This is a genomic window from Thauera terpenica 58Eu (genome assembly GCF_000443165.1).
Classification (GTDB): domain Bacteria; phylum Pseudomonadota; class Gammaproteobacteria; order Burkholderiales; family Rhodocyclaceae; genus Thauera; species Thauera terpenica.
On sequence record NZ_ATJV01000059.1, the window covers coordinates 193,651 to 205,660 of the forward strand.

Genomic DNA, 12,010 nt, shown 5'->3' on the forward strand with positions numbered 1-12,010 from the left:
CCGCCCCTGCGATCAGCTCAAATTATGGCATAAGGATATTTTCTTTTATCATAAATGCGTTTAGCATTCCCGCATGAGCTTACGTATCGCCTGCCGCACCGCGCTGACGGCCCTTCTGTGCACACTGATGCTGGAAGGCTGCACGGGGCTCGGCAGCCATCAGGCACCCACCGGTCATCTTGACACGACAGCGCACGCAGGCACTTCCGTGGCAGCAGTTCCGACTCCCCACAGCGCCCCCCCGCACGACACCGCCGCTACCCCAGCCGCCGCTGTCACCCCGGCCCCGCCAGCGGCCAGGCTCGAGGCTCCGGAAAAAACCTATTCAGTCGCGGTACACAACATCCCGGTAGCGCAACTCCTGCTTGCCATAGGCCGTGACGCCGAGCTCAACCTCGACCTGCACGAAGGCATCGAAGGTCGCGTCACGCTCAATGCCATCGACCAGACGCTGGCTCAGCTGCTTGCCCGCGTTGCGCGCCAGGCGCCGATCCGCTACGAGATCGTCGCCAATCTCCTCAGCGTTCGTCCGGACTCACCCTTCGTACGCAGCTACGCCCTCGACTACGTCAACCTGAGTCGCACGATGCGCGGCACGGTCGCCACCAGCACCCAGATAGCGACCAGCGGCAGCGGTGCCGACGGTCGCAGCAACGCCGCCGGCAACACCTCGGTCACCCAGATCGAAACCCGCTCGAACAACGACTTCTGGCAATCCGTGTTGAGCAACATCCGCGCCGTGCTCGCCGACAGCAGCAAGGCCGGGCCGCGCTGCGGCACTGAAGATGGCACGGACTGCCACGACAGCGACATCATGATCAACCGCGAGAGCGGACTGGTGATGGTGCGCGCCACTGCCCGCCAGCACGAACAGCTCGCGGCCTTCATCGACGCCGTGCAGCGCGCCTCGCGCCGCCAGGTCATGATCGAGGCCACCATCGTCGAAGTGACGCTGGCCGACGGCTACAAGCAAGGTGTCGACTGGACCCGCCTCGGTCTGCCGGGATGGAACATCCGCCCGCGCGGCAGCGCAGGAGCAGGCACCCCCGCGCCGACGCTGAGTTATGCCTCGGGCAGCACCGAGCTCAAGCTCGAACTACTCGAGACCTTTGGCACCGTGAAGGTGTTGTCGAGCCCACGCCTGTCGGTGCTGAACAACCAGACCGCGATGCTCAAGGTGGTGGAGGAATACGTGTATTTCCTCGTCGATGCCTCCACCACCCAATACGGCGACAGCGAGCGCGAAAAGATCACCGCCACCACCACGCCACAGTCCGTGTCCGTGGGCATGGTCATGTCGGTGACGCCACAGATCAGCGCCACTGGCGACATCACCCTCAATGTGCGCCCGACCATCTCCGGCATCTCCGGTTTCAAGGATGACCCCAACCCCTCGCTACGCAACATCCCCAACCGTGTTCCGCAGATTCGCACGCGTGAAATCGAATCAATGCTGCGCCTGCGCAGCGGCGAGATCGCCGTCCTCGGCGGCCTCATGGAGGACCGCATCGATCACGACACCGGCCGCATCCCGCTGCTGGGCGACGTGCCCGTGCTGGGCGAGCTGTTCACCCGCCGGGACAACGCCGTTCGCCGCACCGAGCTGCTGATTTTCCTGCGTCCCTTGCTGATCGAAGATCCGGGCATCGACGGTGACTACGCGAGCTACGCCGCACACCTGCCAGGTCCTGAGTTTCTCGTCTCCGCGCCCTCGCCCGGCCAACGCAATCTGCCCTCCGTGCCCCTGCGTCCGCTGCTTCTGCCTGCACAACCCGGAGCCGGCCAATGAATGCGCCCTTGAACGCCCCGTTGAACGCTGCCCTGCCCATCGGCCAGCTGCTGCTCGAGGCCCGCCTCATCGGCGCCGACCAATTGCGTGTCGCCCTGCACGAACAGCAACGGCGCAAGCGCCCGCTTGGCCAGGTGCTGGTCGAGCTCGGCTTTCTCAGCGACACCGCCCTGCGTGACGCACTTGCCAGCCATTGCGGCCACGTCAGCGTAGACCTCAGCGACACGCTCGCCGATCCCGCCGCGGTGGCACTCATACCGCAAGCCCTGGCCACCCGGCATCAACTACTGGCGCTGCAATACCGTGCGGCCGAGCGCCACCTCATCGTCGCCACGGCCAGGATCAATGACCTGATCGCGCTTGACCGCCTGCAGGCCGAGCTCGGCCCCGACATCCAGGTCGAGCTGCGCCTTGCCGCCGACGCCGAGCTCAAGCGCGCCATCGAGCGCCACTATGGTCAGGCGGTGGCGATCGACGACATCGTGCGCGAGATCGAGCAGCGCGACAGTCGCGGCGAGGCCCGCATCGGCGCTGGCGCGCGCGATGGCCAGGCGGTGATACGACTGGTCGATGCCATGCTGGCAGAAGCCGTTGCACGCGGCGCCTCCGACCTCCACTTCGAACCCGAAGCCGGTTTTCTGCGCCTTCGCCTGCGCATCGACGGCACCCTGCGTCAGGTGCGCGCCCTGCACAAGTCCTTCTGGCCCGAGCTCGCAGTCCGTCTCAAGGTCATGGCCGGGCTCGACATTGCCGAATCACGCTGCCCGCAGGACGGTCGCATCTCACTGGCGATCGCCGGCCGGCCGATCGATTTCCGCGTCGCCACCCAGCCCACGCTGCACGGCGAGAACATCGTGCTGCGCATCCTCGACCGCGAGAAAGGCATCGTGCCGCTGGCCGCGCTCGGTCTGAGCCCTGCGCAGCGCAGCACGCTCGAGCACATGCTGTCACGCCCGGAAGGCCTGATCCTGGTAACCGGCCCCACGGGCAGCGGCAAGACCACCACGCTGTATTCCATGCTCAACCACCTCAACACCGAGGCGGTCAACATCATGACCCTGGAAGACCCGGTCGAGTATCCGATGGCGCAGATTCGCCAGACTGCGATCGGAGAGGGCACGCGCCTGGGCTTTGCCGACGGCGTGCGCGCCCTGCTGCGACAGGATCCGGACATCCTGCTCGTGGGCGAGATCCGCGACGCCGACACCGCGCAGATGGCCTTGCGTGCGGCCCTGACCGGGCACCAGGTGTTCGCCACCCTGCACGCCAACTCCGCGCTGGGCGCGATCCCGCGCCTGCTTGACATCGGCCTGCGCGCCGACCTGCTCGCCGGCAACCTGTCCGGCATCATCGCCCAGCGCCTGGTGCGCTGCCTGTGTCCGGCCTGTCGCAAGGAAGCCAGCGCGACGGCGGACGAAGCCCACCTGCTCGGTCTGCCTGCCGACGCGCCGCCGCTGTTCGTGCCAGTCGGTTGCGCGGCGTGCGACTTCAGCGGCTACCGTGGTCGCCGCGCGATCATGGAGTTGCTGCACATCGACGCCGCGCTCGACGAACACATCGGCAGCGGCCTGGGCAGCTTGCGCGCGCTGTTACGCACGCGCCATCACCTCAGCCTCGCCGACGACGGCGTACGCCGTGTGCTCGACGGCACCACCTCGGTGGCCGAACTCGCACGCGTCGTGGACCTCGTCGCGCACGCCACCGAAAGGGAACGGAATACATGACCACCTTCCGTTACCGCGCAATGACCAGCGACGGCCGCCACATCCGCGCCGAAATGGACGCGACCGATCTGAGCGAGCTCGAAGCACGGCTCCACAACCAGGGGCTGGTCTTCATCAACGGCGAAGCGCTGCGTACGGCCTCCTGGCTGCGCCCACGCCTGCCGCGCAGCGAACTGATCCACTTCTGCTTTCACCTCGAGCAACTGCTCGAGGCCGGCGTGCCGCCCTTCGACAGCTTGAGCGCGCTGCGCGACGCAACCTCCCATCCACGCATGCGGGCCGTGGTCTCTGCCCTGCTCGCCGACATCGAGCGCGGTCAGCCGCTGTCTGAGGCTGCAGCACGGCAGCCTGCGGTGTTCACGCCGGTCATCACCGCCTTGCTGCGCGCAGGCGAAGAGGCCGGTCGTCTCCCCGAGGCTGTGCGCGACATCGGCAAGGCGCTGGAACACGAAGACGAACTCATCGCCTACGCCCGTCGCATTGCGATCTATCCCGCGATCGTGGCCAGCCTGATGCTCCTCGCCCTTGTGGTCGCGCTCGTCCACGTCGTCCCCGAACTCGAAAAGCTGTTTCGCAGCAGCGGACAGGCGCTACCGCTGGCCACGCGTGTGCTCATCGGACTGTCGCACGCAGTCACACAAGGCTGGTGGGCGATGCTGGGCACGGCAATGCTCGCCATCGGCGCCGCACAGTGGACACTGGCGCACTCCGAAGCTGCCCGCGTCCGCCTCCATCACCTGCTACTGCGACTGCCTGTCGTCGGCGAACTCCAGATCAAGCTTGCCCTTGCGCGCTTCGCCGCAGTCCTCGCGCGCCTTTACGCCTCGGGCATCACCGTCATCGACGCCTTGCACATCACCCAGGACGCCGCCGGCAACCTCGCGGTGCGCGAAGCACTGCGCCGCGCCACTCGCCAGATCGAGCAGGGCCACAGTCTGGCCGCGGCGTTCGAGGCCACCGGCCTGTTCCCGCCCTTGGTAAGCCGCATGCTCAGGGTGGGCGAACATACGGGTGGTCTTGACCGTGCCCTGGGCAATGTCGCCTTGATCTATCAGCGTGAGGTCGCGAACTCGGTCGGCCGCCTGCAGGCGGCGATCGAGCCGGCGCTGACCCTGTTGATGGGCGGCCTGCTGCTGTGGATCGCAAGCGCCGTGCTCGGCCCCATCTACGACATCATCACCCGCCTGCCGATCTGAGCCCGGAGCAAGCATGGCGAGCCCGCTTTTCCTGCTTCGTATCGACAACCTCGGCCTGGAGATATTCCTCAAGCATAAGCGCGAGTTCACCCGGGTCGCCGTCTTCAGCAACGGTGAGTACGGCGCATTCGCCGACTGGGTGCATGGCCAGCCACGCAGGACGCGGTTTCGTGTCCTGGTGGACCTGGCTGACGAGAGCTTCGAAGCCGAAGAGCTGCCGCGCACACGCGGCGCCGACCGCCGCGCCCTGATCAGCCGCCGCCTCAGCAGCTACTACCCTCAGCCCACCTACGCGAGCGCGGAATCACTCGGCTGCGATCGCAACGCCAACACCGAGCTGCTGCTGTTCAGCGGTCTCGGCCGGCCGGCAAGACTTGATGCCTGGATGGCCGCAGTATCCGATGGCAAGCTCGAGACCGAGTTGCTCATCTCGCCCGCGCGACTGATCGCCCATTTCGTCCCGGGCCTGAATTCGACCATCTCGCCTCCCACCGCAGCAGGTGCTCCCTTGCTGGTCGCCAATTTCACCCGTGCCGGGATGCGCGTCAGTCTGATTGAAGCGCGCAGCGCCCGCCTGTCTCGACTGGTGGAGGGCTTTGACGCTCACGCCGTGCTTGACGACGACAGATGGCGCACCGAACTCGAGCGTACCCTGCACTACGCAAGCTCACGCCAAACATCTTCGACCGCTGCCGCGCCCAACCTGGTCGTGATTGCCGCTGCAAGCCTGCTCCCGGTACCGCCTGTTGCCTCCGACTCCGGGTGTGCGCGCACGCACCACCTGGACCCGGTCGCCCTCGGCGGACACCAGGCTGGAACCCCGCCGAGCGACAGCACGGCGCTGCTCCTGCACTGGCTCGCGCGCGCGCCACGCCGGATCGGCTGGCCAGGTCCCAGCCCCAGCGCCTCTGCAGCTGCGCGCCACCTGCATGCGCTGGCCCTCGGCGCGGGCGCGATCGTGCTCGTGGGCGGCATCGCCATCGCCAGTCATCAATGGCAGGCGGCAGCTGCGGCGCGCGCAACGAGCAGCACGCTGCACAAGGAGATCCTCGGGCTGCAGCGCGAACGCGCCGAGTTCGAGGCCAGCCATGCCCAACTGGACGCGCCGCCGGCGCAGATCATCGATATGAGCAAGCAGATGGAAAGACAACTCGCAGCAGTGATCTCGCCGCTCGCCATCCTGCGCCCGCTGGCCGATGCGCTCGATCGCACACCTGAGTTTTCCTTGCGCACCCTGAGCTGGTCAGCCTCAACGCCCGTGACAACAGCCGAGGACGAGCCTCAGCTGCTCGCCCGCATCGAGCTCACACTCAGGCCGAAGAAGCCCCATCAGGCCGACGGACACGCTGCAATCGACGCGCTGGTCAGCCAACTCCAGGCTGGTGGCGCACGCGACATCGAGTTCAGTGCCGACCGCGACGGCCACACCCGGCTCGCCCTGCGCTTGCCCCTGATCCGCCTGGAGGAGCCCCTGCAGTGATCAGGGCCGGACTGCTCCCCGCGCGCCTACCCACTGCGCGCACAGCCCTGGCCTTGCTGCTGGGCGGCACACTCGCCGCCAGCGGGATCGGCCTCAGCCATTGGTCAGGAAGCGAAAAGGACGAAGCCGAATCCGCATTGGCCAGGATGCAGCGCCAGCACGCCCAACTCGCCACTGAAACCGCGCAGCTCAGGCAGCAGCAGCCAGCGCTGCAGGCAGCCCTCGTGCACTGGAAAACGCTTGCAGCGCGCGGCGCACTCCTGCCGCCTGCACCCGCGATGTGGTCATCCGAGGCGGCGCGCATCTTCGCACGCCACGACATCGAGGCGGAGACACTGCGCTTCACGTCTACGCCTGCGCTCGAACGCAGCGTCGAAACCTCCTCTGCCCGCATCCTCACCCACGCCGCCGACATCGATGTCGGGCTCCGACATGAAGGTCGGCTGATACCACTACTCACGGCATTGATGGCCGCGCACGGCGCGGTGGTTTTACCTCGAGCCTGCACCCTGGCCCGCAACGACGACGATGCCGTCAAGCACATCCAGGCCCGCTGCCGACTCGACTGGTTGACGATTGCAACGCCGCCACAGGACCTGGCGCGATGAACACACCCAGCCCACGTACAACAAGGCAAGCCGCCAGCGCTCGTCAAGTCACGGGCGCTCCAGCGCTGCGTCTGGCGCTCGCATGCAGCCTGGCTGCGGCTTTTCCCATCCCCGCACAGGCCGATTTCGGCCGCCTGTTCTTCACCGCCGAGCAGCGTCACGCCCTCGACCAGCCTGAACCCCCCGCTCCACCACCCCCTCCACCCACCGCCGTCGAGCGCGCACCCGCCCTCGCCCCCACACAGCGCATCGACGGCTTCGTGCGTCATTCGAGCGGCGAGATCACGGTGTGGCTGGACGGCACGCCCGGCCCTCTCCCACCCGGCTTGAGCGCCCCGCCGTTTCCTGCCCTCGAACTGATCCAGACGCATCGCCCGCAGCAGCGGCTACGCGCGGGCGATGTCTGGCAAGCCCCCGCCAGCACGACCCCCGCCACCGCCCCCGAGGCACAGCACTCCGCGCTTGCCGAGGCCAGCACCGAGGCCGCCAGATGAGACCTCGGCACGGTCTCGCAGCCGCGCGCGACAAGGTAGGCGGCCAGGGCCTGATTGCCGCGCTCGCGCTCGCGCTGCTCCTTGGCGCGACCGGAATGCTCGCGCAGGGCGAACTCAACGCCCGTTTCCGCGCCCAGGCCCAGGCCCACAGCCTCAGCGCACTGGCGCAAGCACGCGAGGCCTTGCTCGGTTACGCGATCAGCTACGACGAACGCCATCCCGACATGGGCTATGGCTATCTGCCTTGTCCTGACGCGGGCAACACCGGCTCGACGCCGGCAGGCGCCTGCGGTGCACGCAGCCTTGCCGCCATCGGGCGCCTGCCCTGGCGTACGCTGGCACTGCCTGAGCTGCTCGATGGCTGGGGCGAGTGCCTGTGGTACGCGCTCTCCGCCAGCGTCAAGAACAATCCCAAAGCCCTCACCCTCAACTGGGACAGCCCCGGACAGTTCGCGATACGGGGCGACAACGGCAGCCCGCTGCCGGTGGCCAGCGCGGACGGGCGCGCGGTGGCGGTGATCTTCGCGCCTGGACCTGCGCTCGAAACCCAGCACCGCGGCAACCGCGGGAGCGGCCCCTGCAGCGGGGGCGACTCCGCGCTGAGCAGCCTGGACGCCTTCATCGATCAGGGCACGGAGATTTCGCTTGCTGGCCCGTCGGACATCCACCAAGGCCGGGTTGGCGGTGTCACGCGCAACGATCTCATCGCCTGGCTCGGCATCGACGACATCTACGACGCCCTGCGCCGACGCAGTGATTTCGCCCTCTACATCGACCGCATCGGTGAGCGCGCCAGCACCCATCTCGCACCACGCCTGGCTGATGCGCACTTCATCGAAGCGCACACCCGGGCCACCGCCGGCGCGCTCGTCATTGGCGAGTTGCCCGCCGCAGCCGCATTGATGATCACCGAACCCGCCGCAGCCGCGGCCCACGACAACTGGCGCGACCAGTTCCGCTTCGCGGCGTGCGAAGACGCCAGCGCCTGCATCCGCCTCATCGACCCGAACACCTCCCAGACCCGGCATTGCCACGCCGTACTGCTGTTCGGAGGTGAACGCATTCGCCACGGCGCCCAGCGCCAGCACCGCAACACCGCCGCGCAACGTGCGGACATCACGCAATACCTCGAAGACGACAACCCGCGCCACTACCTGCTTGGCGTCCCCGAGTTCCACGGCATTCCAGCATTCCAGATCAGCGACGCAAGTCGCCCCGCCACCGAGGATGTGGTCCGATGCCTGAATTGAGTCTCCCCGCGCTGAGTTCGCCCCCCACCACGCCGGCGCAGGCGCCCGCCAGTAGACCCCGGCGTCAGCATGGCTTCACCCTGGCTGAACTTGCCGTCGTACTGGTCATCCTCGCCTTGCTCTCAGGCAGCTTGCTGGTGCCGCTGGGCAGTCGTATGGAAGCACGCGACCGCCAGCTCACGCTCGAGCGCTTGCGCGACATCCAGCAGGCCCTGACCGGCTTCGCCATCATCCACGGCCGCCTGCCCTGCCCCAGCACCGAAGCCGACCCCAGCCATCCCAACTATGGCGTGGAGGACGCGCTGCCCTGCAATCACAGCGTGGAAGGTCGCCTGCCATGGCGCACGCTGGCGATGTCAGCCACTGACGCCTGGGGCCGTGAGCGCGTGCACGCGGACGAGCCCTGGAGCGGCCACTGGCACTACCGTGTCGATCGCGCGTTTACGCAAGCGCCCATCACGCCCGCCGTTGCGCCGGCGGACAACCTGCAGATCCGCAGCCACGATGACTTCCACGTCACGGTGAGCGATTCGCAGGCGGTGGCACTGGTGTTTTCGACCGGCGCCAATCGCAGCGCCGACGGCCTCAATGCCCATTACTCCGCCGTTCAACCCAAATACCAGTCCGGTGAAGTCAGCGCCAGCTTTGACGACCTCCTGATATGGATAGGCCGGCCCTTGCTGATCGCGCGCCTGGCCCAGGCCGGGCGACTGTGAACACCTCGTTCCCCCCACCCAAGGAGACTCGCCCATGAAACCCCGTCAACAAGGCTTCACCCTGGTCGAAATCGCTGTTGTGCTGCTCATCGTCGGCCTGCTGCTGGGCGGTGTGCTGAAGGGACAGGCGCTCATCGACAGCGCCAAGGTCAAGAACCTGGCGCAAGACTTCAGAGCCCTGCCAGCGATGATTCATGCCTACCAGGACCGCTTTCGTGCGCTGCCCGGAGATGACAGGCGCGCGCGCCTGCACCTGTGCTCGAGCGGCAGTGAATGCACTGCCCAGGGCAATGGCAACGGCGTGATCGACGGCAACTGGGACGACGCGACAGACAGCGACGCATTCCGCTTGTGGCAGCACCTGCGGCTCGCCGATCTGGCCAGCGGCAACAGCGACACGGGCGACGCCGGCTATCTCCCCCAGAACGCCGTCGGCGGCCGTCTTGGCGTGCAACGCGGCGGCTCCCTGCTCGGCATCCGCGGCAGCGTCCTGACCTGCTCGGGAAGCATCCCTGGAAAGCTGGTGCGCCAGCTCGACCTCGCGCTGGACGATGGCGACCCTGGCACGGGCTCAATGCGTGCAGGCAGCGACAGCGATGGCACGCTCAGCGTCGTTTCGGCCGAGAATCCGCTGCTCGATGCCAGCAGCTACACCGTATGCGCCAGCCTGTAGGATCGTGACAAGCGCTTGTTGCCCCCGGCGACACCACTCTCACCCCGTTCGCAGCGGCTGCACATCACCCACCTGCACATCACCCACCGCCAAGCAGGTGCTGCTCGGCCGCCTCCAGCCCGGAGGGCAGGCCGAGCAGCACCACCACATCGCCTTCCTCGATACGGGTCTCGTTGCCGGGTGACAGGCCTCGAATCCCGCGCCGACGCACCGCCGAGACGCCGACACCGAAGCGGTCGAGGGCAAATTCGCCCAGAGTGCGCCCGACCACGGCAGCGCCGGACGGAATCGACAGCGAGTGCAGGCGCTGCTGAGCAGACTCCGGGCCATCGCCCATATCACCCGCGCCATGAAAGAAGCCCCGCATCAAGGCGTAGCGCTGGTTGCGGATCTCCCGAATACGCCGCACCACCCGCGTCAGCGGCACGCCGACCAGGGCGAGCGCATGCGAGGCCAGCATGATGCTGCCCTCGAGAGCCTCAGGCACCACCTCGGCCACCCCGGCATCGGAGAGCTTCTCCATGTCGCTCTCGTCACTGGCACGCGCCACTACCGGCAGATCGGGGCGCAAGGCGTGGGCGTGGTGAATGACCCGCAAGGCCGCGTTCACGTCGGAGAAGGACACCACCAGCGCACTCGCGCGCATGATTCCCGCCGCCAGCAAGGTTTCGCGCCGCGCGGCGTCGCCATAAACCACGGTGTCACCTGCCGCGCCCGCCTCACGCACGCGCTCGGGGTCGAGATCGAGCGCCATGTAGGCGACATTCTCCTGTTCGAGAAAACGCGCCATGTATTGCCCACAACGCCCATAGCCACAGATGATGATGTGGTGCTCGGTGGTGAAGGACTGGGCGGCGACCTTGGTCAGCTCCATCGACCGCAACAGCCACTCGGAGGCGACAAAACGCATCACCAGCTTGTCGCTCGCCTGCACGATCAGTGGCGCAAGCAGCATCGACAACACCAGCGCGGCAACGGTGATCTGCGCCAGCCCATCCGGCATCAGACCCAAGCCCATCACTTGCGACAGCAGCACGAAGCCAAACTCCCCGCCTGCACACAGCCATAAACTCGAGCGCATGGCCGTGCCCGCCGTCGACCCGAACACGCGCGAGGCGATAAACACGATGCCGAACTTGAGCACCAGCAGGCCCAGCAACAGGCCGATCACCGCCGGCAGGTTGTACAAGACCTCCATCACGTCGAGCAACATGCCGACGGTGACGAAGAACAGTCCGAGCAGCACGTCGCGAAAGGGTTTGATGTCCTCCTCGACCTGGTAGCGGTACTCGGTTTCGGAAATCAGCATGCCGGCCAGAAATGCGCCGAGCGCGAGCGAGAGCCCGACCAGTTCGGACAACCAGGCCAGGCCCAGGGTGATCAGCAACACGTTGAGCATGAACAGCTCGCCCGAGCGGCGTTGCGCCACCACGGTGAACCACCAGCGCATCAAGCGCTGACCGAACACCAGCACCAGCAGCAGCAGGGCCACCGCCTTCAGCGCTGCAATCCCGAGCGTAAACAGCAACTCCTCCGCAGGCCGTGACAGGGCAGGGAGCAGTATCAGCAGCGGCACGACCGCAATGTCCTGGAAGAGCAGCACGCCTATCGTCTCGCGACCGTGGCGTTTGTCGAGCTCCATGCGATCGGTCAGCAACTTCGACAGGATGGCGGTGGACGACATGGCGAGGATGCCGCCGAGCGCAAAGCTCGCGGTCCACGACAAGCCATTGAGCCCGCCGATCATGGTCACGACCGCCACGCTGCCAATCACCTGCACCATGCCCAGCCCGAAGACGATGCGCTTCATCGCCATCAAGCGCCCAAGGGAGAATTCCAGCCCGATCGAAAACATCAGGAACACAACACCAAATTCGGCGAGATGGCTTGCATCTTCCGAACTCTGCATCAGGTTCAGCGCATGCGGGCCGCCCAGGGCCCCGACCAGCAGATAGCCCAGCACCGGCGGCAGGTTCATGCTGCGGAACATGCCTACCAGCACCACGGCGGCGGCCAGCAGTAGCAAGACGAATTCGAGGGTATTGAGCATCAACGAGGGTCGTTTGGAGTTCCCGGGCGC

General features: G+C 66.8%; 10 protein-coding genes. 9 read left to right on the forward strand and 1 reads right to left on the reverse strand.

Features of this window, described 5'->3' with window-relative positions; translation table 11 throughout:
* Window positions 1-73: 73 nt before the first annotated feature.
* From M622_RS31975 to M622_RS32015, 9 genes are read left to right on the forward strand one after another with little or no spacing between them, the layout of a single operon-like run.
* On the forward strand, window positions 74-1,789 hold the full coding sequence (locus tag M622_RS31975; RefSeq protein WP_021249747.1) for a pilus (MSHA type) biogenesis protein MshL: 1,716 nt from the start codon (window positions 74-76) through the stop codon (window positions 1,787-1,789).
* 20 nt (window positions 1,790-1,809) lie between these two features.
* Window positions 1,810-3,513: a GspE/PulE family protein gene (locus M622_RS31980; RefSeq protein WP_031346999.1), complete on the forward strand. Its 1,704-nt coding sequence runs from the start codon at window positions 1,810-1,812 to the stop codon at window positions 3,511-3,513.
* A complete protein-coding gene (locus M622_RS31985; protein ID WP_021249749.1) occupies window positions 3,510-4,709 on the forward strand; it encodes a type II secretion system F family protein in 1,200 nt (399 codons plus the stop codon). Before M622_RS31980 ends, M622_RS31985 begins: the two co-directional genes overlap by 4 nt.
* 13 nt (window positions 4,710-4,722) lie before the next feature.
* Window positions 4,723-6,189, forward strand: a complete 1,467-nt coding sequence (locus M622_RS31990; RefSeq protein ID WP_021249750.1) for a hypothetical protein — start codon at window positions 4,723-4,725, stop codon at window positions 6,187-6,189.
* On the forward strand, window positions 6,186-6,797 hold the full coding sequence (locus M622_RS31995) for a hypothetical protein (protein WP_021249751.1): 612 nt from the start codon (window positions 6,186-6,188) through the stop codon (window positions 6,795-6,797). The genes M622_RS31990 and M622_RS31995 overlap by 4 nt, the downstream gene beginning before the upstream one ends.
* Window positions 6,794-7,291: a hypothetical protein gene (locus M622_RS32000; protein WP_021249752.1), complete on the forward strand. Its 498-nt coding sequence runs from the start codon at window positions 6,794-6,796 to the stop codon at window positions 7,289-7,291. Before M622_RS31995 ends, M622_RS32000 begins: the two co-directional genes overlap by 4 nt.
* Window positions 7,288-8,541 (forward strand): hypothetical protein, encoded by a 1,254-nt coding sequence (locus M622_RS39370; RefSeq protein ID WP_021249753.1) that lies wholly within the window; start codon window positions 7,288-7,290, stop codon window positions 8,539-8,541. The genes M622_RS32000 and M622_RS39370 overlap by 4 nt, the downstream gene beginning before the upstream one ends.
* A complete protein-coding gene (locus M622_RS32010) occupies window positions 8,529-9,257 on the forward strand; it encodes a type II secretion system protein (RefSeq protein WP_031347001.1) in 729 nt (242 codons plus the stop codon). The genes M622_RS39370 and M622_RS32010 overlap by 13 nt, the downstream gene beginning before the upstream one ends.
* Window positions 9,258-9,291: 34 nt before the next feature.
* Window positions 9,292-9,930 (forward strand): prepilin-type N-terminal cleavage/methylation domain-containing protein, encoded by a 639-nt coding sequence (locus M622_RS32015; protein WP_021249755.1) that lies wholly within the window; start codon window positions 9,292-9,294, stop codon window positions 9,928-9,930.
* Window positions 9,931-10,009: 79 nt separating this feature from the next.
* Here M622_RS32015 and M622_RS32020 read toward each other — a convergent pair whose 3' ends face one another.
* Complete coding sequence (locus M622_RS32020; RefSeq protein ID WP_021249756.1) at window positions 10,010-11,980, reverse strand: monovalent cation:proton antiporter family protein; 1,971 nt, start codon at window positions 11,978-11,980, stop codon at window positions 10,010-10,012.
* Window positions 11,981-12,010: the final 30 nt, after the last annotated feature.